24 protein-coding genes are annotated in these 23,035 nt (G+C 72.5%); 17 read left to right on the top strand and 7 right to left on the bottom strand.

Features of this window, described 5'->3' with window-relative positions:
- Positions 1-13 precede the first annotated feature (13 nt).
- The 9 genes from ACF07N_RS35110 (at position 14) to ACF07N_RS35070 (ending at position 7,375) form a co-directional block, all read left to right on the top strand.
- A complete protein-coding gene (locus ACF07N_RS35110) occupies positions 14-622 on the top strand; it encodes a riboflavin synthase (protein ID WP_383334923.1) in 609 nt (202 codons plus the stop codon).
- Positions 619-1,260 (top strand): nicotinamide riboside transporter PnuC, encoded by a 642-nt coding sequence (locus ACF07N_RS35105; RefSeq protein WP_392120807.1) that lies wholly within the window; start codon positions 619-621, stop codon positions 1,258-1,260. Before ACF07N_RS35110 ends, ACF07N_RS35105 begins: the two co-directional genes overlap by 4 nt.
- The gene (locus tag ACF07N_RS35100; protein WP_392120805.1) at positions 1,257-2,549 is read left to right on the top strand and encodes a bifunctional 3,4-dihydroxy-2-butanone-4-phosphate synthase/GTP cyclohydrolase II; all 1,293 of its coding nucleotides are present in this window, start codon (positions 1,257-1,259) and stop codon (positions 2,547-2,549) included. The genes ACF07N_RS35105 and ACF07N_RS35100 overlap by 4 nt, the downstream gene beginning before the upstream one ends.
- Positions 2,550-2,569: 20 nt before the next feature.
- The gene (gene ribH / locus ACF07N_RS35095) at positions 2,570-3,055 is read left to right on the top strand and encodes a 6,7-dimethyl-8-ribityllumazine synthase (protein WP_031116695.1); all 486 of its coding nucleotides are present in this window, start codon (positions 2,570-2,572) and stop codon (positions 3,053-3,055) included.
- Between the two features lie 34 nt (positions 3,056-3,089).
- A complete protein-coding gene (locus ACF07N_RS35090; protein WP_028423093.1) occupies positions 3,090-3,362 on the top strand; it encodes a phosphoribosyl-ATP diphosphatase in 273 nt (90 codons plus the stop codon).
- A 47-nt stretch (positions 3,363-3,409) separates the two neighbouring features.
- Positions 3,410-4,258, top strand: a complete 849-nt coding sequence (gene hisG, locus ACF07N_RS35085) for an ATP phosphoribosyltransferase (protein ID WP_351362740.1) — start codon at positions 3,410-3,412, stop codon at positions 4,256-4,258.
- Positions 4,259-4,273: 15 nt separating this feature from the next.
- Positions 4,274-4,729 carry a PH domain-containing protein gene (locus ACF07N_RS35080; protein ID WP_392120802.1) on the top strand — a complete coding sequence of 152 codons (456 nt, stop codon included), beginning with the start codon at positions 4,274-4,276 and terminating at the stop codon, positions 4,727-4,729.
- A 238-nt stretch (positions 4,730-4,967) separates the two neighbouring features.
- On the top strand, positions 4,968-6,302 hold the full coding sequence (locus ACF07N_RS35075) for a hemolysin family protein (RefSeq protein ID WP_383334914.1): 1,335 nt from the start codon (positions 4,968-4,970) through the stop codon (positions 6,300-6,302).
- The gene (locus ACF07N_RS35070) at positions 6,299-7,375 is read left to right on the top strand and encodes a hemolysin family protein (RefSeq protein ID WP_392120800.1); all 1,077 of its coding nucleotides are present in this window, start codon (positions 6,299-6,301) and stop codon (positions 7,373-7,375) included. The genes ACF07N_RS35075 and ACF07N_RS35070 overlap by 4 nt, the downstream gene beginning before the upstream one ends.
- 10 nt (positions 7,376-7,385) lie before the next feature.
- Here ACF07N_RS35070 and ACF07N_RS35065 read toward each other — a convergent pair whose 3' ends face one another.
- On the bottom strand, positions 7,386-9,248 hold the full coding sequence (locus ACF07N_RS35065; protein WP_392120798.1) for an AAA family ATPase: 1,863 nt from the start codon (positions 9,246-9,248) through the stop codon (positions 7,386-7,388).
- A 431-nt stretch (positions 9,249-9,679) separates the two neighbouring features.
- Positions 9,680-10,330: a uridine kinase gene (locus tag ACF07N_RS35060; protein ID WP_392120796.1), complete on the bottom strand. Its 651-nt coding sequence runs from the start codon at positions 10,328-10,330 to the stop codon at positions 9,680-9,682.
- 218 nt (positions 10,331-10,548) lie between these two features.
- Here ACF07N_RS35060 and ACF07N_RS35055 point away from each other — a divergent pair, with 218 nt between their 5' ends.
- The 3 genes from ACF07N_RS35055 (at position 10,549) to ACF07N_RS35045 (ending at position 12,906) form a co-directional block, all read left to right on the top strand.
- A complete protein-coding gene (locus tag ACF07N_RS35055; protein ID WP_392120794.1) occupies positions 10,549-11,928 on the top strand; it encodes a peptidase C39 family protein in 1,380 nt (459 codons plus the stop codon).
- Positions 11,929-12,021: 93 nt separating this feature from the next.
- Complete coding sequence (locus ACF07N_RS35050) at positions 12,022-12,174, top strand: SCO1431 family membrane protein (protein WP_383334904.1); 153 nt, start codon at positions 12,022-12,024, stop codon at positions 12,172-12,174.
- 75 nt (positions 12,175-12,249) lie between these two features.
- A complete protein-coding gene (locus ACF07N_RS35045) occupies positions 12,250-12,906 on the top strand; it encodes a TetR/AcrR family transcriptional regulator (RefSeq protein ID WP_383334902.1) in 657 nt (218 codons plus the stop codon).
- A 46-nt stretch (positions 12,907-12,952) separates the two neighbouring features.
- On the opposite strand, the gene ACF07N_RS35040 is transcribed toward ACF07N_RS35045, so the two are convergent.
- A complete protein-coding gene (locus tag ACF07N_RS35040) occupies positions 12,953-14,215 on the bottom strand; it encodes a glycoside hydrolase family 18 protein (RefSeq protein ID WP_392120792.1) in 1,263 nt (420 codons plus the stop codon).
- A gap of 332 nt (positions 14,216-14,547) precedes the next feature.
- On the opposite strand from ACF07N_RS35040, the gene ACF07N_RS35035 reads away from it, so the two are divergent.
- Positions 14,548-15,720: an acyl-CoA dehydrogenase gene (locus tag ACF07N_RS35035; protein ID WP_383334898.1), complete on the top strand. Its 1,173-nt coding sequence runs from the start codon at positions 14,548-14,550 to the stop codon at positions 15,718-15,720.
- Here ACF07N_RS35035 and ACF07N_RS35030 read toward each other — a convergent pair.
- Together ACF07N_RS35030 and ACF07N_RS35025 are read right to left on the bottom strand one after the other, a co-directional pair.
- Positions 15,683-15,931 (bottom strand): hypothetical protein, encoded by a 249-nt coding sequence (locus ACF07N_RS35030; protein WP_383334896.1) that lies wholly within the window; start codon positions 15,929-15,931, stop codon positions 15,683-15,685. The two genes, ACF07N_RS35035 and ACF07N_RS35030, sit on opposite strands and share 38 nt — an antisense overlap.
- A 159-nt stretch (positions 15,932-16,090) precedes the next feature.
- The gene (locus ACF07N_RS35025) at positions 16,091-16,525 is read right to left on the bottom strand and encodes a hypothetical protein (RefSeq protein WP_383334894.1); all 435 of its coding nucleotides are present in this window, start codon (positions 16,523-16,525) and stop codon (positions 16,091-16,093) included.
- A gap of 269 nt (positions 16,526-16,794) precedes the next feature.
- Between ACF07N_RS35025 and ACF07N_RS35020 the strand changes: the two genes are divergently transcribed.
- From ACF07N_RS35020 to fxsA, 4 genes are all read left to right on the top strand, one after another.
- Positions 16,795-17,235: an Lrp/AsnC family transcriptional regulator gene (locus ACF07N_RS35020; protein WP_006136660.1), complete on the top strand. Its 441-nt coding sequence runs from the start codon at positions 16,795-16,797 to the stop codon at positions 17,233-17,235.
- Positions 17,236-17,286: 51 nt separating this feature from the next.
- A complete protein-coding gene (locus tag ACF07N_RS35015; protein WP_392120789.1) occupies positions 17,287-18,888 on the top strand; it encodes an amidohydrolase in 1,602 nt (533 codons plus the stop codon).
- 536 nt (positions 18,889-19,424) lie between these two features.
- Positions 19,425-20,228 (top strand): polyprenol monophosphomannose synthase, encoded by an 804-nt coding sequence (locus ACF07N_RS35010; RefSeq protein ID WP_392120787.1) that lies wholly within the window; start codon positions 19,425-19,427, stop codon positions 20,226-20,228.
- 90 nt (positions 20,229-20,318) lie between these two features.
- Positions 20,319-20,894, top strand: a complete 576-nt coding sequence (gene fxsA, locus ACF07N_RS35005) for an FxsA family membrane protein (RefSeq protein WP_392120785.1) — start codon at positions 20,319-20,321, stop codon at positions 20,892-20,894.
- Positions 20,895-21,007: 113 nt separating this feature from the next.
- On the opposite strand, the gene ACF07N_RS35000 is transcribed toward fxsA, so the two are convergent.
- Both ACF07N_RS35000 and ACF07N_RS34995 read right to left on the bottom strand, forming a co-directional pair.
- The gene (locus ACF07N_RS35000) at positions 21,008-21,382 is read right to left on the bottom strand and encodes an RNA polymerase-binding protein RbpA (protein ID WP_003977404.1); all 375 of its coding nucleotides are present in this window, start codon (positions 21,380-21,382) and stop codon (positions 21,008-21,010) included.
- Positions 21,383-21,648: 266 nt separating this feature from the next.
- Complete coding sequence (locus ACF07N_RS34995) at positions 21,649-22,992, bottom strand: MFS transporter (protein WP_392120783.1); 1,344 nt, start codon at positions 22,990-22,992, stop codon at positions 21,649-21,651.
- Positions 22,993-23,035 lie beyond the last annotated feature (43 nt).

The following is a 23,035-nucleotide window of genomic DNA, read 5'->3' as shown; positions in this document are numbered from 1 at the left end:
GAGGACCCGGGAAGTGTTCACCGGAATCGTCGAAGAGCTGGGCGAGGTCACCGCCGTCGAGACCCTCGACGACGCCTGTCGCTTCCGCCTGCGCGGCCCCGTCGTCACCCAGGGCGCGAAACACGGTGACTCCATCGCCGTCAACGGCGTCTGCCTCACGGTCGTCGACCACGAGGGCGACGAGTTCACCGCCGACGTCATGGCGGAGACCCTGAACCGCTCCAGCCTCGGCGCCCTGCGGGCCGGCTCCCGCGTCAACCTCGAACGCCCCATGGCCGTCGGCGACCGCCTCGGCGGGCACATCGTGCAGGGCCACGTCGACGGCACCGGCGAGATCCTGGAGCGCAAGCCCTCCGAGAACTGGGAGATCGTGAAGATCTCCCTGCCCGCGGACCTCACCCGGTACGTGGTCGAGAAGGGCTCCATCACCGTCGACGGCATCAGCCTCACCGTCGTCGACGCCGGCCCCGGCCACTTCACCGTCAGCCTCATCCCCACCACCCTCGACCTGACCACGCTCGGCCACAAGCAGCCCGGCGACCCGGTCAACCTCGAAGTGGACGTCATCGCCAAGTACGTCGAGCGCATGCTGGGCGACCGCGCGCAGGGGGCGACCCGGTGAACACCCTGAACTCGGAGGCCTTCACCCTCTTCGGCCAGCACATCAAGTGGGCCGACATGATCGGCAACCTCTTCGGCCTCGCCGCCCTCGCCCTCGGCTGGCGGCGCTCCATCTGGACCTGGCCCGTGCAGTTCCTGGCCGGCCTCATCCTCTTCGGCGCCTTCTTCGGCCACCTCACCGGCAGCGCGGGCAAGCAGGCGGTCGTGGTGATCGTCGCCCTCTACGGCTGGTGGCAGTGGCGGCGCGGCACGGGCCAGGGCGAGGACGGCCACATCGCCGTCCGGTTCGCCACCTGGCGCGAGCGCGCCGCGATGGCCGCGGCGGCCGCCGCCGGCACGGTCGCGGTGGCGCTGCTGTTCACGGCCTACCCGAAGCTGTCCTGGGACCCCTGGCCGGACGCCTACATCTTCGTCGGCACGGTCGTCGCGATGTACGCCCAGGCCCGCGGCATGGTCGAGTTCTGGTTCGCCTGGCTGCTCGTCGACCTGGTCGGCGTGCCCCTCAACTTCGCCAACGGCTACGCCTTCTCCGGCTTCGTCTACGTCATCTACGGAGCGCTCGTCCTGTGGGGCCTGCGCGACTGGTGGCTGCGCTCGCGTCAGGCCGCGCGGCCCACCCTGGAAGGAGCGCCGGCATGAGCGCCGCACCGATCCTGTACAGCACCGACGGCGAGTTCGAGGACCTCGCGCTCGACCCCGTCGAGCAGGCCGTCGCCGACATCGCCGCCGGCCGCCCGGTCGTGGTCGTCGACGACGAGGACCGGGAGAACGAGGGCGACCTCGTCATCGCCGCCGAGAAGGCCACCCCCGAGATCGTCGCCTTCATGATGAGCGAGTGCCGCGGCCTGATCTGCGCCCCCATGGAGGGCGACGAACTGGACCGGCTGAACCTGCCGCAGATGGTCGACGACAACACCGAGTCGATGAAGACCGCCTTCACCGTCTCCGTCGACGCCTCCGCCGCGCACGGCGTGAGCACCGGCATCTCCGCCGCCGACCGCGCCACCACCCTCCAGCTGCTCGCCGACGGTGTGTCAGGGCCCGGCGACTTCGTCCGCCCCGGCCACATCTTCCCGCTGCGCGCCCGGCCCGGCGGCGTGCTCGCCCGCAACGGCCACACCGAGGCCGCCGTCGACCTGGCCCGCCTCGCGGGTCTGCGTCCGGCCGGCGCCATCGTCGAGATCGCCGGCGAGGACGGCCGCATGCTGCGCCTGCCCGAACTGGTCCCCTTCGCCCGCAAGCACGGCCTGACGATCATCTCCATCGAGGACCTGATCGCCTACCGCCGCAGCAGCGAACCCACCGTCCGCCGCGAGGCCACCACCCGACTGCCCACCGCCCACGGCACGTTCACCGCCCACGGCTACCGCTCCACCGTCGACGGCGTCGAGCACGTCGCCCTGGTGCACGGCGAGATCGGCGACGGGCAGGACGTCCTGGTGCGCGTCCACTCCGAATGCCTCACCGGCGACGTCTTCGGCTCCGCCCGCTGCGACTGCGGCCCCCAGCTGGACGCCTCCCTGGCCCGCATCCAGTCCGAGGGCCGCGGCGTGGTGGTGTACCTGCGCGGACACGAGGGCCGCGGCATCGGCCTGATGTCCAAGCTGCGCGCCTACGAACTCCAGGAACGCGGCCGTGACACCCTCGACGCCAACCTCGAACTGGGCCTGCCCGCCGACGCCCGCGACTACGGGGCCGGCGCCCGGATCCTCGCCGACCTCGGGGTGCGCAGCGTGCGGCTGCTGACCAACAACCCCGACAAGACCGACGCGCTCGTCCGTCACGGCATCACGGTCAAGGCCCGTGTGCCGATGCCGGTCAGCGCGGGCGAGCACAACCTCCGCTACCTGCGCACCAAGCGGGACCGGATGGGCCACGACCTGCCCTGGCTGGACACGACCACCGTGCCGGCCTGCGGCAACCAGTAACAGAGCACAGAGGGAGCAACGTGAGCGGCAAGGGTGCACCGGAACTGTCCGTACGCAATGTGGGTGATCTCCGGGTCGCCGTCATCGCGGCGCAGTGGCACGAGAAGGTGATGGACGGTCTGGTCGACGGCGCCCTGCGCGCCCTGCACGACCTGGGCATCGACGAGCCGACCCTGCTCAGGGTCCCCGGCAGCTGGGAACTGCCGGTCGTCGCCAAGGTGCTCGCGGGCCGCGGCTACGACGCGATCGTCGCCCTCGGCGTCGTCATCCGCGGCGGCACCCCCCACTTCGACTACGTGTGCCAGGGCGTCACCCAGGGCCTCACGCAGGTCTCCGTCGACACCGGCGTCCCCGTCGGCTTCGGCGTGCTGACCTGCGACACGGAGGAGCAGGCACTGGACCGCGCCGGAATCGAGGGCTCCAGTGAGGACAAGGGCCACGAGGCGGTGACGGCCGCGGTGGCGACCGCGGCCACGCTCCGCTCAGTATCCGAACCCTGGCGCTGACGGAAGCCACCTGTGGCATAGGCTGAGCGTCACCATGTCCAAGAAGACGTTCGAGGAGCTCTTCACCGAGCTCCAGCACAAGGCCGCCCACGGCGACCCCGCCTCTTCCCGCACCGCAGAGCTGGTCGGCAAGGGCGTCCACGCCATCGGCAAGAAGGTCGTCGAGGAGGCCGCCGAAGTGTGGATGGCCGCCGAGTACGAGGGCAAGGAGGCGGCAGCCGAGGAGATCTCGCAGCTGCTGTACCACGTCCAGGTGATGATGGTCGCCCGCGGCATCTCCCTCGACGACGTCTACGCCCACCTGTAAGCCGCGTTCCGTTCCCGCACCGCACCCACGCAAAGGAAGCCGACCTCATGCTGCGCATCGCCGTCCCCAACAAGGGTTCCCTGTCAGGCCCTGCGGCGGAGATGCTGCATGAGGCCGGCTACCAGCAGCGCAGGGAGTCCAAGGAACTGCGGATCGTCGACCCGACCAACGAGGTCGAGTTCTTCTACCTGCGCCCCCGCGACATCGCGATCTACGTCGCCTCCGGGCAGCTCGACATCGGCCTCACCGGCCGGGACCTGCTGATCGACTCGGGCGCCGACGCCGAGGAGATCCTCCCGCTCGGCTTCGCCCGCTCCACCTTCCGCTACGCCGGCAAGCCCGGCACCATCAGCGGCCTGGCCGACCTGGCGGGCAAGACCGTCGCCACCTCCTACGAGGGCATCGTCGCCGGCCACCTCGCGGAGCACGGCATCGAGGCTTCCGTCGTCCACCTCGACGGCGCCGTCGAGACCGCCATCCAGCTCGGCGTCGCGCAGGTCATCGCCGACGTCGTCGAGACGGGCACCTCCCTGCGCAACGCGGGCCTGGAGGTCGTCGGCGAGCCGATCATGCAGTCCGAGGCCGTCGTGATCCGCCGGACCGGCGCCGACCCCGACGACCCCAAGGTCCAGCAGTTCCTGCGCCGCCTCCAGGGCGTCCTGGTGGCCCGGACGTACGTGATGATGGACTACGACTGCCGCGTCGAGCAGCTGGAGAAGGCCGTCGCCCTCACCCCCGGCCTGGAGTCGCCGACCGTCTCCCCGCTGCACAACGAGGGCTGGGTCGCCGTCCGCGCCATGGTTCCGGCCAAGGAGGCGCAGCGGATCATGGACGACCTGTACGACATCGGCGCCCGGGCCATCCTGACCACGGCCATCCACGCCTGCCGTCTCTGAGAGGGCGTGACACCGATGTCCGACCTGCCCGCCCTGCCCGTCACCTTCCGGCCGGGCAGCACCCGCGCGGTGCTGCTCGGGGCCGCCGTCGCGATCCTGCTGGTGATCACGGCCGTCGCGATGCTGCTGGAGCAGCTCAGCACCGGCGAGCGGCTCAGCTTCGTGCTCACCGCGCTCCTGCTGGACGCCGTGCTGCTCCTGCTGGCGCGGCCCAAGGTCGTCGCCGACGAGGACGGCGTCACCGTGGTGAACCTCACCAACAAGCGCCGGCTGGAGTGGGCGGAGATCCTCCAGGTGACCCTGCGGCCCGGTGACCCGTGGGTGTTCCTCAACCTCAGCGACGGCACCAGCCTGCCCGCCCTGGGCATCCAGCCGGGCATCGCCAGGCAGCGCGCCATCGCCGACGCCCGGGCCCTGCGGGCGCTGGTGGAGGCCCGTTCCGTCGCGGACCCCGAGGGGCGTCGGAGCTGAGGCGTGGCAAGCCGCACGGTGGTCGCCACTGCCGCACCGGGCGGTGTCTTGATTAATCTGTTGGCGGAGGCGCGACGGACGCGCCTCCGCCCCTGCTGCCCCGCCCGGTGCGCAGAGGCTTCCTGCTGACAGAGGAGTGACCCCCTCCGGCGATGGACGGATCGTCCTGCAGTACCTGCGCCGCCCCCTGCCGACATAGCGCGGACCGTGTCCGCGACCGTGGCGAGGCGGCGGCATCATGACCATCCCCCTGCTGCTCCTGGCAGCCGCGTTCCTGCTGATCCTCGCCAACGGATTCTTCGTGGCGGCCGAGTTCGGTCTCGTGACGGTCGAACGGGCCGAAGCCGAGAAGGCCGCTGCCGAGGGTGACCGGCGCGCCCAGCGCGTCGTCGCCTCACTCAGGGAACTGTCCTTCCAGCTCTCCGGCACCCAGCTCGGCATCACCATCACCTCCCTCGTCGTCGGCATGCTCGCGGAGCCGGCGCTCGCGGAGCTGCTGCACGGCCCGTTCACCTCGATCGGCGTTCCCCCGGGAGCCGTCTCCGGTGTCACGGTCGTCGTCGGCATGCTGGTGGCCTCCGCCGTGCAGATGGTGATCGGCGAGCTGCTCCCCAAGAACTGGGCCGTGTCCAGGCCGCTGCAGGTCGCGCGTTTCGTCGCGGCGCCGCAGCATGTCTTCGCCCGGCTGTTCCGGCCCGTCATCGCGGGCCTCAACGCCGTGGCCAACCGGCTCGTGAGGGCCCTGGGCTTCGAGCCCGCCGAGGAACTGGCCTCCGCCCGCACCCCCGGCGAGCTGGTCTCCCTGGCCCGCCACTCCGCCCTGGCCGGCGCCCTCGAACAGGACACGGCCGACCTCTTCGTACGGACCCTGTCGCTCGGTGAGCTGACCGCGCAGCACGTGATGACACCGCGTGTGAAGGTCAGCGCCCTGCAGTCCTCGGCCACCGCCGAGGACGTGGTCAACCTGACCCGTGCCACGGGCCTGTCCCGTTTCCCCGTCTACCGGGAGCGGATCGACGAGGTCGTCGGCATGGTCCACCTCAAGGACGCCCTGGCCGTGCCGGTGCGGGACCGGCTGCGCACGCCCGTCGGCCGCATCGCCCGCCCGGCGCTGCTCGTCCCCGAGACCCTGCCCGTCAAGCCGCTGCTGACCCGGCTGCGCAGCGAGCAGCCCATCGCGGTCGTCGTCGACGAGTACGGCGGCACGGCCGGTGTCGTCACGCTGGAGGACATCGTCGAGGAACTCGTCGGCGAGGTCCGCGACGAGCACGACGGGCACGACCTGCCCGAGCTGGCCTCCGCGCCGCCGGAGGACGGCCGGCCCGCCTGGGACGCCGACGGCAGCTGCCGCGTCGACGTGCTCCGGCGCATCGGCCTCGACGTGCCCGAGGGCCCCTACGAGACGGTCGCTGGCCTGATCGCCGACCTGCTGGGCCGGATCCCGGCCGTCGGCGACAGGGCGGAGCTGCCCGGCTGGCGCCTGGCGGTCCGCCGGGTCGGCCACTACCGCGCGGAGCGGGTCCGGATCGTGCGGACGGCCCCCGTGGCCGCCAGGGTGGAGGCCGTCCGATGAGCGTGCTCCAACTGCTCTTCGCCGCGCTGCTCGTGCTCGCCAACGGCTTCTTCGTGGGCGCCGAGTTCGCGCTGGTCTCCGTCCGCCGCAGCCAGATCGAACCCCTCGGCACGGCCCGCGCCCGCCAGGTGCTGTACGGCCTGGAGCGGCTGCCGCAGATGATGGCGGCGGCCCAGTTCGGCATCACGGTGTGCTCGCTGACCCTGGGCGCGGTCGCCGAGCCGACGGTGGCGCATCTGCTGGAGCCGCTCTTCGAGCGGGTCCACCTGCCCGAGGGCATGATCCACCCGCTCACCTATGTGATCGCCCTGGCCGCCGTGGTCTTCTTCCACCTCGTCATCGGCGAGATGGTCCCGAAGAACCTGGCGATGGCGGCGCCCGAGAAGGCGGCGCTGTGGCTCAGCCCGGGCCTGGTCTGGTTCGCCCGCTTCTGCAAGCCGGTCACCTTCGCCCTGGGCGCCGTCTCCCAGGGCATCCTGCGGCTCTTCCACGTCGAGCCCAAGGACGAGGTCGAGGCGGTGTTCACCAGCGAGCAGCTCAACCGGCTCGTGGAGGACGCGGGGCAGGCGGGCCTGCTCGACCCGGAGGAGGCCGAACGCCTGGAGGACGCGCTGGAACTGGGCTCCCGCCCGGTGACGGACGTCCTGCTCCGGCGCGAGTCCCTCGTGACGGTCAGCCCGTCGGTCACCCCGGCGCGCATCGTCGAACTCACCGCCCGCACCGGCTACTCCCGGTTCCCGGTCGCCGCGGACAACGGCGCGTTCATGGGATACCTGCACGTCAAGGACGTCCTCGACCTGGAGGACTCGGACCGGGCCGTGCCCCAGCAGCTGTGGCGGCCCATGACGACCCTGCGGTCGGAGCTGCCGCTGGACGACGCGCTGACCGTGATGCGGCGCGCGGCGACGCACCTGGCGCAGGTGGCCGACGGCTCCGGCAAGGTGCTCGGACTCGTGGCGCTGGAGGACGTGCTCGAACTGCTGGTCGGGGAGGTGCGCGACCCCGCACACCGCCAGGTGCGCGAGGTCCGGCTGACCGAGCCGAGGTCGGGCGAGGAGGTACTGGCGACGTAGGGCCGGTACCTCACGGTCCGGGCGGGTCCTGCGGGCCCCGCCCGGACAGCACCTCCCCGTACGCCTGCATCAGGTCCGGCAGCCGCAGCGTCGCCAGGTCCTCCCGCCCCAGCGCCCCGGGGTACACCGACAGCCGCAGGTCCCGGTACGCGCAGCTCTTCTCGTACAGCGTGCGCAGGAACCGCCCGTTGCCCAGCTCGTCGATCCAGCCCTGGTCCACCACGTGCCCGGCGATGGACCGCAGCTCGTCGAGGGCCTCCTCGTCCCAGACGTCGCCGTTCTCCGCGGCGAGCACCTTGCCGATCTCGGTGAGTTCGAGGGGGCGGTAGGAGGGGAAGTCGACGCGTGTGGTGAAACGGGAGGACAGCCCGGGGTTGGCGGCGAGCAGCCGGTCCATGCCCTCCGGGTAGCCGGCCAGGATCACGACGAGGTGGTCGCGGTTGTCCTCGGCCCGCTTCAGCAGCACTTGCAGCGCCTCGTCGCCGTACGCGTCCCCCTTGCCGTAGCCCGAGTTGGACAGCGCGTAGGCCTCGTCGACGAAGAGGACCCCGCCGAGGGCCGAGTCGATCAGCTCGTTCGCCTTCACGGCGGTCTGCCCGAGGTACTCGCCGACCAGGTCGGCGCGCTGTGCCTCCACGAGATGGTCGCCGCCGAGCAGCCCGAGGGCGTAGAAGACCCGGCCGAGGATGCGGGCGACGGTGGTCTTGCCGGTGCCGGAGGGGCCGGAGAAGACGAAGTGGCGTTTCGGCGGCTGGACCGGCAGCCCCTGGCCCGCGCGCAGCCGGGCCATGTTCAACTGTGCCGACAGCGCTTTCACCTGGCGTTTCACCGGTTCGAGGCCGACCATCCGCTCCAGCTCGGCGAGCGCCTCCTCCAGTAAGGCGGGATCGGTGGGCCCGGTCGGCAGGGACGGCGTCGGGCCGGTCCTCTCGCGGACCGCGGGGCGGGGGACCGGCGGCGGGGGAGCGGAGGGGGCCGGTTCCAGGTCGGGCAGCCTCAGGTCGCGTCCCTCGGTGCCGAAGAGCGCGTCGAAACCGTCCGGCCCGTCGACCGCGTCCTGCCCGGCGCCGGTGAGCGTGATCGCCGCCAGGCCGGTGGCGTCGTCGTAGCCGTCGCCCTCGGCGATCGCGGCGAGCCGGGCGGAGGTGTCCATGAACGCCGGGTCGACCCGGTGCACGGCCCGGTACAGCGGGAGCGCGGCGGCGCTGCGGCCGGTGCCCTCGTGCGCCCGGGCGAGCCAGTAGCGCAGTTCCTTGCGCTGCGGCTGCTCGCTGCGGCAGCGCATCAGCGCGGCGGACAGCAGCGGTTCGGCCTGCCCGTACATCTCCAGCCGGACCCGGGCCATGCCGCCGAACAGCCCCGCCTCGATACCGAGCACGGGGTCGTCGAGCAGCGGGTCGGTGTGCCGGACCAACTGCTCCCAGTCCTTGACCAGATAGGCGCGGCAGGCGTGCAGGAAGCGGACCTGGTGGTCGGTGTCCACCGGCGGCAGCCCGGCGAGGGCCCGGTCCAGCTCGGGGACGTGGCGGCCGTCCAGCCAGTGGGAGGCGTGCGCGAGCAGCAGGTCGCGCGGGCTCTCCAGCACCGGCTGCACCCACCAGCCCAGCCAGTACCAGGAGTTGAGGGTGCGGCGGTAGCGGGTGCGCTGTTCCCCGAAGCGTTCGCGGTGGCGGAACATCCGCAGCAGCGCGTTCGTCGTGTCCACGCGCAGCGCGTGCAGCCCGAGCCAGCCGTCGGCCATCCCGGGGTCCATCCGCACGGCGGCCCGGAACTCCTCCTCCGCCTGCGGGTAGGCGCCCATGGTGTACGCGTCCACGCCCCGCAGCCAGGCGAGGTCGGCCGGGGCCTGAGGGCCCTGCGTGCCGAAGTCCATCCCGTCCCCCACGAAGCGTGCCCCCGTCGGTATGCCAACGAGCCGTCCCCCGGCCGGCTTCCCTGCTCGAACCGCTCTGCCCCGGACGGGAGTTGCACCGTGCGCGCAGCAACCGTCCGCAGGTCGCGACGAGGGCATCGTACCCGCGGGGGCCGCGCGCCCGTAGGGTGCCGCACGGCCTGTTCGGCGAGGTGGGAGCGGGTGGGCGCGGGCGCGGACGGTGACCGAGGGTGATCGCTCGGCGCCGCGCGGCGCCCGGAAAAGCGGGGGAGGGCAGAACGAAGCCCCCGATCACGGGGGAACAACCGGGGGCTTCGCGTCTGCGGGCGGCTCCGAAGGGCCGCACATTGAGAACGTAAGACCTGTACGGCCCGTCGGTCAAGCCGAGTTGGGGCACTCGGGGAAGTCGTCCCGCAAGGGTCTTCACAAGTTCAGCACACTGCGGGCGGCTCGTCACCCTGAGTGAGGGAATGGTCCGATGCGGAGCTCCCCGCGGGACCCGGCAGCACCTCGTACCCCGTCTTCTTCTGGCGTACCAGAAGGTCAGCGAACGGCCGTGAGGGGTCCGCGGCCAGGTGCCGGCGCTCGGCCGGGACCCATCCGTCCCAGAACTCCCGCTGTTCCTCCCCGTCCCGCGACCGTCCCCGCGCCCATGCCTCCTCGCGCGGCAGATCCATCCACAGCAGCAGCGCCAGGTGGGGGCGGAGCGCGCGGCGTCCCGCCCCCACGCCCTCCAGGAGCACCACCGGGGCGGGCGGCAGCGCGCGCGCCGGGCCGAAGCGGCGGGCCCGCCAGTCATAAGGGAGGTAGCGGGCGGTACGGCCCCGGCTCAAGGGCTCGATCACCTGCTCCAGCAGGCGCCCGGTCCAGTCGAAGAGCTCGTCGTGGCTGGCGATGTCGTCCAGGCGCAGCACCGGCGCGTCGTCCAGTGCCGCGGCCAGCCCCCGGGCGAACGTGGTCTTCCCGCTGCCGGCGTGCCCGTCGACCCCGACCAGCCGGACGGGGCCGCAGGAGGGACGCAGGCGGCGGATCCGGGAGGCCAGGTCGCCGGGGACGGGTGCGGGGCGGAAGGGCGCAGTCATCTCGCCCAGCACTCTAACGACGCGCGCGCACCGCCCGGACGACGGTGCCGCCGGCCGGTGTGCCACTGGTCGACGCCAATATTGGTGGGCGCGGCACGGGCCGAAGTGCTGGCAGGACCAGGCCGGCTGTGCTCATATGTGGCGCACACACGGATACGACCGGCCGTGTACCGGACCTGCCCCGCCCCTGCCCGACTCCGACCACCGGGGGTCCCGCCATGAGCAGAGTCGACCAGCCGTCCCGCAGAACCGTCCTGGCCGCCGCGGTCGCCGCCGCCGTCACCGGAAGCGCGGGTCCGGCGGCCGCCGATCCCGAGGCCGCCATGACGACCTACCCAGCAGCCGCGGACCGGGCGGCCCCGGCCCGCACCGTGGACAACCGGGCCTGGTTCACCCACGGAGACTGGTGCTCCGGAACCGCCCGGGGCACCCGGGCCGTCGCCGGGACCCGCCCCGGCCTGGCCCTCGCCACGCCCGCGGGCACCACCGAGTACGCCGACCCGCACACCGGCACCACCGCCGCCTGGGAGTACGGCACCTGGACGTCCCCCTCCCACCGGCTCACCGTCCCGGCGACGGAGGCGATCGTCTCCTGGAACGCGCACACCCCGCCCGGCACCTGGATCCAGGTCGAGGCCCGGGCCACCTACGGCGACGGCACCAGCAGCCCCTGGTACGTGATGGGCCGCTGGGCCGCCGGCGACCAGGACGTCCGCCGCACCTCGGTCGACGACCAGAGCGACGGCAGGAGCACGGTCTGGACCGACACCCTCGCGGTCGACGACCCCTCGTCCGGACTGCGCCTGACCGCCTGCCGGCTGCGCCTGACCCTGTACCGCAAGCCGGGTGGCCGCGCCACGCCCACGGTGTGGCGGCTGCACGCGATGGGCTCCGACGTCCCCGCCCGCTTCACCGTCCCGGCCTCCGCGCCCGGCCCCGCGAGGGAACTGGCCGTCCCGCGCTACTCGCAGGAGATCCACAAGGGCCAGTACCCCGAGTACGACAACGGCGGCGAGGCCTGGTGCAGCCCCACCTCCTCCCAGATGGTCGTCGAGTACTGGGGCGGCCGGCTCAGCCCCGAGCAACTGGCCTGGGTGAACCCCGCGTACGCCGACCCGCAGGTCTGCCACGCGGCCCGCTTCACCTACGACCACCAGTACGGCGGCTGTGGCAACTGGCCGTTCAACGCCGCCTACGCGGCCACCTTCCCGGGGCTCGGCGGCGTGGTCACCCGGCTCGGCTCGCTCACCGACCTGGAGACGCTGATCTCGGCCGGCATCCCCGCCATAACGTCCCAGTCGTTCACGAAGGGGGAGCTGACCGGCGCCGGGTACGGCACCGCCGGGCACCTCATGGCGGTCATCGGCTTCACCGTTGACGGCGACGTGATCGCCAACGACCCCTACTCCGCGAGCAACGAGGCCGTCAGACGCGTCTACCGGCGGCGCGAGTTCGAGAACATCTGGCTGCGGACCAAGCGGTACAACAGCTCCGGCGCGGTCGCCTCCGGCACCGGAGGCGTGTGCTACCTCTACTTCCCGGCGGCCCCGACCGCGGCCCAGCGCACCGCGCTCGGCTCGGTGGGCGTGCGCGTGTGACCAAGCTCTCGGCCGTATAAGCCGCTCCGGGTGGCAAGGTGGGACAGAACGCCGGGGGGAAGTCCGTCCGCACCACCGAATCAGCGAGAAGCCATGACCGCGCACTCCGCCACCGCCTCCGCCACCACCACCCGGGTCCGCACCGGCGGGCCCCGGGAGGACGGCCCGAAGATCGTCGAGCACGTCATGGGCTGGGCGCTGGTCGTGGTCGTCGCGATGCTCGTGACCCAGCTCGGGCTGCTGTGACCTGACCCACGCCGCGGGTGTGGGGCCTGCCATACTGCGGAGGTCCCGCCCCCGCCCGTGAGACCAGGGTCGAAATTGAATATCAGCCCCCAGCCCGCCGCGCGCCCCCGGGCCCGCGGCACCGAGCGCTCGACGGCCCGCCGTGCCGAACTCATCGCCATCGGGCGGAGGTTGTTCGCCGACACGTCCTACGACGCCCTGTCGATGGACGACATCGCCCGGCAGGCGCACGTCGCCAAGGGGCTGATCTACTACTACTTCCAGTCCAAGCGCGGCTACTACCTGGCCATCATCCAGGACTCCGTCACCGAGCTGCTCACGCTGGCGGCCAGCGGCCCCGAACTGCCCCCGGTCGACCGGGTGCAGCGCACCGTCGACAGCTACCTGCGCTACGCCGAGCACAACCAGGCCGCCTACCGCACGATCGTCAGCGGCGGCGTCGGCTTCGACACCGAGGTGCACGCCATCCGTGACGGGGTGCGCGCGGCCGTGGTCGCCACGATTGCCGAGGGCGCGTACGGCCGCGCCGAGGTCACCCCGCTGGCGCGCATGGCCCTGCTGGCCTGGGTGTGCGGCGTGGAGGGCGCCACGCTGGAGTGGATCGACCGTCCCGAGCTGCCCCGCGCGACCATGCGCGAGCTGCTGGTGAAGACGCTCGGCGGCGCGCTGCGGGCCATCGAGGAGCTGGACCCCGCCCACCGGGCCCCGGAGCCGGCCCGCCGGGGCACATGAGAAAGGGCGGAGGGTCCGCCCGGACCCTCCGCCCCCTCGGCCGGCCTTACTTGATGGCCTTGATCAGCTCACCGTTCGCGGTGTCGCCGCTCAGCTCCCAGAAGAACGTGCCGCCCAGCCCCTGCTGGTTCTTGTAGTTCATCTTGGTCGCGATGGTCGCCGGGGTGTCGTAACTCCACCAGTCGCTGCCGCACTTGGCGTACGCCGTGCCGGCCACCGTCCCCGTCGCCGGGCACTTGGTCCTGAGGACCTTGTAGTCCTCGATGCCCGGCTCGTACGTGCCCGCGGCCGGGCCGGTCGCGGTGCCGCCCGGTGTGGCCTGGGTGACGCCGGTCCAGCCGCGGCCGTAGAAGCCGATGCCGAGCAGCAGCTTCGAGCCGGGGATACCGAGGCTCTTCAGCTTGGCGATGGTCGCCGAGCTGTGGTTGTCCGCCTTCGGGATGCCGGCGTACGAGGTCAGCGGCGAGTGCGGGGCCGTCGGACCGGCGGCGTCCCAGGCGCCGAAGAAGTCGTACGTCATCGGGTTGTACCAGTCGACGTACTGGGCCGCGCCCGCGTAGTCGGCCGCGTCGATCTTGCCGCCGGGGGTGGCGTCGGCGGTGATCGCCGCGGTGACCAGGTTCTTCGAGCCGAACTTGGCGCGCAGTGCCTGCATCAGGTCCTTGAAGGCCGCCTTGCCGCTGGTGTCGCAGGTGGCGCCGCAGGCGTTCGGGTACTCCCAGTCGATGTCGATGCCGTCGAAGACGTCGGCCCACTTGGAGTTCTCGACCAGGTCGTAGCAGGACTGCGCGAAGGCGGCCGGGTTCTTCGCGGCCTCACCGAATCCGGCCGACCACGTCCAGCCGCCGAAGGACCACAGGACCTTCAGGTCCGGGTGCTTCTGCTTCAGCTTGCGCAGCTGGTTGAAGTTGCCGCGCAGCGGCTGGTCCCAGGTGTCGGCCTTGCCGTCGACGGACTCGGCGGCGGTGTACGCCCGGTCGGTGGCCGCGTAGGCGTCGCCCATGGCGCACTTGCCGCCGGTGACGTTGCCGAAGGCGTAGTTGATGTGGGTGAGCTTGGCGCCCGAGCCGGACGTCTCGATGTTCTTGACGTGGTAGTTGCGGTCGTAGGTGCCCCATTCGGTGAAGTACCCGAGGACCTTGGAGCCTGCCTTGACCTGCGGTGCGGCCTTCACGTCCGCGGCGGCCTCCTGAGCCGGGGTCGCCGCGGTGGCGGTGGTGCCCGCGCCGGCCAGCAGCCCGGCGCCGAGGACGGCGCAACAGGCCGCGGACACCAGGGCCCGGAAGCGGGACGGGTGGGGGGTGTGCATCCGGTGTCTCCTCGTGGGGGGAGGGGAACGCCGCGCCCATTGGCATGAACGCGGTGAATCGGTGGAGCGAAACAGTAGGAGGACTAGACCAGTTGGTCAATGGTGCGGACCAATTTCGCCGCTCCGTCCCCGCCCGGCCATTTCTTGGAGTAAGCGGTCGTTAACTGGTGACGGGATGCCTCCGATCGGGCATACTCACAGCGCACAGCCGCTGGTCAGCAGCTTCCGCGACCCGGGACTGCAAGCATCGGCCAGGCACCAGAACGACCCGGCGGCGTCGCCCCCACCCACGGGCCCGTCCGCCAGCGCCCGACAGGGAGGAGAGCGTCGCCATGCCCGACCGCGCCCCGCAGCCGGTGGACCGACAACTGCCCACGGAGGAGGCCCGGGACCTGATCTCGCTCGTGCGCGACATCGCGCAGCAGGAGATCGTCCCGAAGGCCGCCGAGGAGGAGGACGCCGGCCGGTTCCCCCGCGAGCTCTTCACCCTGCTCTCGCGCTCCGGCCTGCTCGGCCTGCCCTACGACTCCGAGTACGGCGGCGGCGACCAGCCCTACGAGGTCTACCTCCAGGTCCTGGAGGAGCTCGCCGCGGCCCGCCTCACCGTCGGCCTCGGCGTCAGCGTGCACACCCTGGCCTCCTACGCCCTCGCCGCCAACGGCACCAAGGAGCAGCAGGTCGAGCACCTGCCCGCGATGCTCGGCGGTGGCCTGCTCGGCGCCTACTGCCTCTCCGAGCCGCACTCCGGCTCGGACGCCGCCGCCCTGCGCACCCGGGCCGTGCGGGACGGTGACGACTGGGTGATCACCGGCTCCAAGGCCTGGATCACCCACGGCGGCATCGCCGACTTCTACACGGTCATGGCGCGTACCGGCGAGGAGGGCCCGCGCGGCATCACCGCGTTCCTGGTGCCCGGGGACGCGCCGGGGGTGAGTGCCGCGCCGCCCGAGCGGAAGATGGGCATGAAGGGCTCGCCCACGGCCCAGGTCCACTTCGACGGCGTGCGGGTCCCCGACGCCCGGCGTATCGGTGAGGAGGGGCACGGCTTCGCGATCGCCCTGTCGTCCCTGGACTCCGGGCGGCTCGGCATCGCGGCGTGCGCGATCGGCCTGGCGCAGGCCGCACTGGACGAGGCCGTGTCGTACGCGACGCAGCGGCGCCAGTTCGGCAAGCCCATCGCGGACTTCCAGGGGCTGCGCTTCATGCTCGCCGACATGGCGACGCAGATCGAGGCGGGCCGCGCGCTCTACCTCGCGGCGGCCCGGCTGCGCGACGCGGGCCGGCCCTTCGCCCGGCAGGCCGCCATGGCCAAGCTGCACTGCACGGACACGGCGATGCGGGTCACCACCGACGCCGTGCAGATCCTCGGCGGCTACGGCTACACCGCCGACTTCCCGGCCGAGCGCTACATGCGCGAGGCCAAGGTGCTGCAGATCGTCGAGGGCACCAATCAGATCCAGCGCATGGTCATCGCCCGCCATCTCGTGGGTCCAGAGGGACGCTGAACTGGTCCAGGCCCCGCCAGGGCGCCGCGAGCCGCATCCACTCGGGATCGTGCCGGCCCGGCAGGGTGCGGCCGCCCTCGGCCCAGGTCCGCATCAAGTCGCGGTAGATCGGCGGGTCCTGATACCGCGGCGGACCCGGCCGAACCGATTCTGCGGGCGGCGGGACGTACAGGAGGCGCTGACGCCCGGTCGCTGAGGAGATGGGGGTCATACCAGGGCAACGCGGCAGAGGCCGGACAGGTCACCGGACGGTGGAATCGGCCGTGCGTTCAGGGCGCGTCCGGCTCCGGGCGCACCGATCCGCACCACGGCGGTCCACGCCGTGGTGCGGGACAGTCACTGGGTGGGGCGAGCGGCGGGCCGACCGCGCTCAGGCCGCGTCGCGGCGCATCACCGGGACCCTGATGGGGCGCGAGCCCGGGCCGCCGACGTGCGAGAAGGGCTGGGTCCGCCAGTCGAGACCCTGAGGGAGCGTCAGCAGCAGCGCGGTGTCCTGCTCCTGCGGCTCCACGGACTCGTCCGCGGGGCGGGCGTCGGCGGCGCTGCGGCCGGTGCCGGCACAGACCGTCAGCCCGAACGGGTTCCACGGCGAGGCGCACAGCGCGTGCTCCGGCAGCACCTCCTCGTCCGCCAGCAGCGCGATGGGCTGCGCGCAGTCCGGGCAGACGACCCGGAACATCTCGAAGGTGTCGTATGCGTCGAACTCGTCGTCGTAGGCGTCGGGTTCGACGCCCTCCGGCTCGGGCTCGACGACGAGCTGGTGCCGCTTGGGTGCGGTGCGACCAGGGCGCTTAAGACTCTGCATTGGGTACTCCCCCTCGGGCTGGGCCGTATCAGGCACTGCGGCCTCGACCACAGCAAGCACTTCCCGTCCCCCCTGGGCGGTAATCACGAGAACATCACGGAGACTGTTCGAGCGATGTGGCGTTCGTCACATGCCGAGTGCGGGCGTCCCCTCCGGCGGGTTTGTCCCCCGAACGGCTGACCGCCGTCCTCCGGCCACATCACGAACCGGGCATGACCTGCGCTGCCGAGGTATCGGAGGAGATCAACCGCCCTGTAGGTTCTTGCGCCATGGAGGAGCTGGACCGACAGATCGTGCAGCTGCTCGTCAAGGACGGGCGGATGAGCTACACCGACCTGGGCAAGGCCACGGGGTTGTCCACCTCGGCCGTGCACCAGCGGGTGCGGCGGCTGGAGCAGCGGGGCGTCATCAGGGGCTACGCGGCGGTCGTCGACCCGGAGGCGGTGGGGCTGCCGATGACCGCGTTCATCTCGGTGAAGCCGTTCGACCCGAGCGCCCCGGACGACATCGCGGACCGGCTCGCCGGGGTGCCGGAGATCGAGGCGTGCCACAGCGTGGCCGGCGACGAGAACTACATCCTCAAGGTGCGGGTGGCCACGCCGCACGAGCTGGAGGAGCTGCTGGCACGGGTGCGGTCGCTGGCCGGGGTGTCCACGCGCACGACGGTCGTGCTGTCCACGCCCTACGAGGCCCGGCCGCCCAGGATCTGACCGGCCACCCCTTCGCGGAGCGGGGGAGCGGGGCCTGTGAAACTGTGCTCCATGAGTGAGTCCCGCACCCCGCCCCAGACCGTCCTGCTCCGTCGCGGAGAGGTCCACAGCCCCGCTGATCCGTTCGCCACCGCCATGGTCGTCGAGCGCGGGCAGGTCGCCTGGGTCGGGTCCGAGGGCGCCGCCGACGCCTTCGCGGACGGGGTCGACGAGGTCGTCGACCTGGACGGGGCGCTCGTCACCCCGGCGTTCACGGACGCGCACGTGCACACCACGGCCACCGGTCTCGCCCTGACCGGACTCGACCTGTCCCGCGCTCCCTCCCTCGAGGCCGCCCTCGCCCTCGTCCGGGACTTCGCCGCCGCCCGCCCGGCCGACCGCGTTCTGCTCGGGCACGGCTGGGACGCCGCACGCTGGCCCGGCGGCCGGCCGCCCACGCGGGCCGAGCTGGACGAGGCCACCGGGCACCGGCCGCTGTACCTCAGCCGGATCGACGTCCACTCGGCGGTCGTCACGACGGCCCTGCTCGACCTCGTCCCCGGCGCGCCGCGCGAGGACGGGCCGCTCACCGCCGACGCCCACCACGCCGTCCGGGCCGCCGCGTTCGCGGCTGTGACGCCCGGGCAGCGCGCCGACGCCCAGCGCGCCGCCCTCGCGCACGCCGCCTCACTCGGCATCGGCACGGTCCACGAGTGCGCCGGCCCGGAGATCTCCTCCGAGGACGACTTCACCGGCCTGCTGCGCCTCGCCGGCGAGGAGGCCGGACCGCGCGTCGTCGGCTACTGGGCCGAGCGGGACGTCGCCAAGGCGCGCGAGCTGGGCGCGGCCGGCGCCGCGGGCGACCTGTTCGTCGACGGCGCCCTCGGCTCGCACACGGCCTGCCTGCACGAGCCCTATGCCGACGCCGGGCACACCGGCCGGGCGTACCTCGACGCCGCCGCCGTCGCCGCGCACGTCGTCGCGTGCACCGAGGCGGGGCTGCAGGCGGGCTTCCACGCCATCGGCGACGCGGCCGTGGACGCCGTGGTCGAGGGCGCCCGGGCCGCCGCCGAGAAGCTGGGTCTCGCCCGGATCCGGGCCGCACGGCACCGCGTCGAGCACGCCGAGCTGCTCACCCCCGAGGCGATCGCCGCCTTCGCCGAACTCGGGCTCACCGCCTCCGTCCAGCCCGCCTTCGACGCCCTGTGGGGCGGCGAGGACGGCATGTACGCCCAGCGGCTCGGAACGGACCGGGCCCGTGCCCTGAACCCCTTCGCCGCCCTGCTGCGCGCCGGTGTGCCGCTCGCCTTCGGTTCGGACAGCCCGGTCACCCCGCTCGACCCCTGGGGCACGGTGCGGGCCGCCGCCTTCCACCGCACGCCGGAGCACCGCGTCTCCGTGCGCGCCGCGTTCACGGCGCACACGCGCGGCGGCTGGCGGGCCGTGGGACGCGACGACGCCGGGGTCCTGGTCCCGGGCGCCCCGGCCGACTACGCCGTGTGGCGCACCGGCGAACTCGTCGTCCAGGCCCCCGACGACCGGGTCGCCCGCTGGTCGACGGACCCCCGCTCCGGCACCCCGGGCCTGCCCGACCTGACCCCGGGCTGCGACCTGCCCGTCTGCCTGCGGACCGTGGTCGGCGGGCGCACGGTCTTCGTACGGCCGGGCGAGTGATCTACGAGGGTGGCGCGCGTGCGAACGGGCGCCGCGCCCCGCGCGCGCGACCTGCGCATCCACCGCACTGACCAGGGCTTTGCCGCCGGATGCGCAGGTCGGACGGCTGTTGACAGGCGGCCGCGGGGGGCCGGTAGGTTCGGCCGGGTCCACCACCGGACGCCCGACCGGGGAGCGTTCGCGCACTCGCCGCAGCGCCGCCGGGTCAGGGACGGTGTGCCGCACCGGGGCACCGCCACTGGGAGCCAGGCTCAGGCCGGCGCAGCGCCGAGGGAACGTTCCGGCCGGTCGGGGAGGTGTGACCCCGGGTGGGGCCCGGGCGCTCAGTAGACAACGGCTTTCGGTCGATCCGCAGCCGGCGGATCCGAGGTCGGCCCGAAGGGCGCCGGGCCCCCATCCGCCGTCCGCGCGCGCCGCGAGGGCGCATTCCTGCCCGCGTCCCGCGGATTCGACACCACCATTCGAACGTCCTGTCACGTCATCGCAGGCGAGGGCCACTATGGTGGACCCCTGCGTACGGACATGAAGGGGCAGCAGTGAACGACGGCGACGGAACCCTCGCGGCAGAAGCCCAGGGGAGGAAGTTCGGCCCGCTCGGCATGGCCTTGGTGATCATCCCGACCTACAACGAGGCGGAGAACATCAAGCCCATCGTCGGCCGGGTGCGCGAGGCCGTCCCCGAGGCGCACGTGCTCGTGGCCGACGACAACAGCCCGGACGGCACGGGCAAGCTCGCCGACGAACTGGCGGTCTCGGACGACCACGTCCACGTGCTGCACCGCAAGGGCAAGGAGGGCCTCGGCGCCGCCTACCTCGCGGGCTTCCGCTGGGGCCTGGAGCGCGGCTACGGGGTGCTGGTCGAGATGGACGCCGACGGCTCCCACCAGCCCGAGGAACTGCCCCGCCTGCTCACCGCCCTCAAGGGCGCCGACCTGGTGCTGGGCTCGCGCTGGGTGCCGGGCGGCCGGGTGGTGAACTGGCCGAAGTCCCGCGAGGTGATCTCCCGGGGCGGCAGCCTCTACTCGCGGCTGGCGCTCGACCTGCCGCTGCGCGACATCACCGGCGGCTACCGCGCGTTCCGCCGCGAGACCCTGGAGGGCCTCGGCCTCGACGAGGTGGCCTCCCAGGGCTACTGCTTCCAGGTCGACCTCGCCCGCCGCGCCGTCAAGGCCGGATACCACGTGGTCGAGGTGCCCATCACCTTCGTCGAACGTGAACTCGGCGACTCGAAGATGAGCCGCGACATCCTGGTCGAGGCGCTGTGGCGGGTCACGGCCTGGGGCGTGGGGGAGCGCGTCGGCAAGGTCACGGGGCGCGGTTCCCGGCCCTCCGCGCCGTAGCACCCCGCGGCCCCGCCGCTCCGCCGTACGCGGAAGCGGCCTGCCCGGGGGCTTATCCCGCGCTGAGCCGTGGCCAGGCACACTGGGGGCATGACGACTGGCGCTCAGATCCCCAGCCACCCCGCCCGGCCCCGGCGCTCCCGGCTGCGCACGTTCCTGCCCCTGGGGTTCGCCGCCTGGCTCGTGCTGGAGATCTGGCTGCTCACCCTCGTCGCGGGGGCGACGAACGGCCTGGTGGTCCTTCTGGTCCTGCTGGCGGGCGCCGTCCTCGGCTCGGTGGTGATCAAGCGGGCCGGCCGGCGGGCCTTCCGCAGGCTCTCCGAGGCGCTGCAACAGCAGCAGAGCGGTGTGCTGCCCGAGGCGGCCCGGCCCGACAGCGAGGGCAACGGCCTGATGATGCTGGGCGGCCTGCTCCTGATGATCCCCGGCCTGGTGTCGGACGCGGTGGGCCTGCTCCTGCTGCTGCCCCCGGTCCAGAAGGCCGTGAGCCGCTCCGCCGAGCGGACCTTCGAGCGCAAGCTCCGCGAAGCGGACCCGGGCAGCCTGGGCGGCGCCTTCCGGCAGGCCCGTATGTACCGGCCCGACGGCAAGGTCGTCCAGGGCGAGGTCGTCAGGGACGAGCCGGGCGGTGCCCCGGAGCGGCCGCGCCCGCCGCTGACGTACTGATCGGGGCGCGAGGACAACCGCGCCACCGCATGACAAAACCGCGGGCGCCGTACTTCCGTACGGCGCCCGCGGTTGTCGATGTGCGCTGATCGATCGCCAGGCCTTGCGGGGACCTAGGCCGACTTGCGGCTGTCCCGGGGATGAACCGCGATGTTCATCGCACCGGAGCGAAGAACCGCCAGACGCTCCTCGAGGACCTCTTCGAGTTCCTCGCGGGTGCGCCGCTCCATCAGCATGTCCCAATGCGTACGCGCGGGCTTGGCCTTCTTCTCTTCCGGGCCGTCGCCGTCCACGAGGAGTGCCTGGGCCCCGCAGACCTTGCACTCCCACTCCGGCGGGATCTCCGCCTCGACCGAGAAGGGCATCTCGAAGCGGTGCCCCTTCTCGCATGCGTACTCCACGGCCTGGCGCGGGGCCAGGTCGATGCCGCGGTCCGTCTCGTAGCTGGTCACCACGAGGCGCGTGCCGCGAAGAGCTCGCTCACTCATGAATCGTGCCTCCCGGGCTTGTCGCCCACAGGACAGGTGTCGCTGTCGTCGTCATCCGGTCAACGTCCGGTCGGCGGTAAAGATTCCCGTTCCGAGTCCCGTTCCGGGTCATGCGTCGCCGTCGTAGCCGCCCTTGTTGTACCCACCGACGCCCGGTTTGTCACATCTGATGGCAGATGTAACCCAGCGTTTCGCCATCTTTGACGCGCAGTAACGGTACGCCTGGCAGGCCAAACGCGTACACTACAGCCCTTTCGCGCTGAGTGCTAAATCCTGTCAGGAACCGGGTTCCCCGCTTTTGCCACGGCACGCCGCACCGGTACCCGCGCGAGCAGGACGAAACCGAGGACGAAGAAGACCACCAGCGAGATGATCGCGTCCCGGTAGCTCCCGGTCAGCTGGTAGGTGAGCCCGAAGAGCAGTGGCCCGAGCCAGCTCATCCCGCGGTCGCTCAGCTCGTAGGCGGAGAAGTATTCGGCCTCCTTGCCGGGCGGGACGAGATGGGAGAACAGGGAGCGGGACAGCGCCTGGCTGCCGCCGAGGACCAGGCCGATCCCGGCGGCCAGCACGAAGAACCACACGGGCGCCCCGGCGGGCAGGAAGAACCCGGCCGCGAGCGTCACCGTCCAGGCGACCAGCGAGCCGAGGATCGTGCGCTTGGCGCCGTACGTCCGGGCCAGCCGGCCCATCGTCAGCGCGCCGGCCACCGCCAGCACCTGCACCAGCAGGACGGCCCCGATCAGGGTGGACTGACCGAGGCCCAGCTCCTCGGAACCGTAGACCGAGGCCTGGGAGATCACCGTCTGGATGCCGTCGTTGTAGACGAGGTAGGCGAGCAGGAAGGCGAGGGTCAGCGGGTGGCGGCGCATGTCGCGCACGGTCGCGGCGAGCTGCCGGAAGCCGGGGAGCGCCGCCTTGCCGGCGCTGTGCCTGCGGTCGCGCAGCCGGGTCAGCGGGATCAGCGCGAAAGCGCCCCACCACAGGCCGGCCGACGCCAGGCAGATCCGGACGGCCGTGCCCTCCGAGAGGCCGAAGCCGTCGTGCCCGGTGTAGAGGACCAGGTTGACGACGAGGACCAGGGAGCCCGCCGCGTAGCCGAAGGCCCAGCCGCGCGAGGACACCGCGTCCCGCTGCTCGGGCGGGGCGATCTGCGGGAGGTAGGAGTTGTACAGCATCATCGCGACCGACTGCGCCGCGTTGGCGACGATCAGCAGGGCGCCGCCCAGCAGGTAGCGGTCGCCGTCCAGGAAGAACATCGCCGTGGTGGCCCCGGCGCCGGTGTACGCGGCGGCCGCGAGCAGGGGCTTCTTGCGGCCCGTGCGGTCCGCGGCGGCTCCGACCAAGGGCATGACCAGTACGGCCACGATCACCGACAGGGACACCGAGTAGGCGAAGAAGGCCCCGGCGCGCACCGGGACGCCGAGCGGGTGGACGTACCCGTCGGCGTCCGCGGCCGACTCGGCGACCGAGGTCAGGTAGGGGCCGAGGAAGACGGTGAGCACGCTCGTGGAGTAGACCGAGCAGGCCCAGTCGTAGAAGTACCAGCCGCGCTGCTCGCGTCTGAGATCCGCCCCGTCGGCGGGCGGTGTCCGCAGGGTGTCGGTGCCCACCCGTGCCCTCGCTTCCCCGTGAACGCGCGGAGGCGCCGGGCCC

Origin of the sequence: Streptomyces sp. NPDC015242 (assembly GCF_043079125.1) — a bacterium.
Lineage (GTDB): Bacteria > Actinomycetota > Actinomycetes > Streptomycetales > Streptomycetaceae > Streptomyces.
This window is presented reverse-complemented; position numbering and strand designations above follow the sequence as displayed.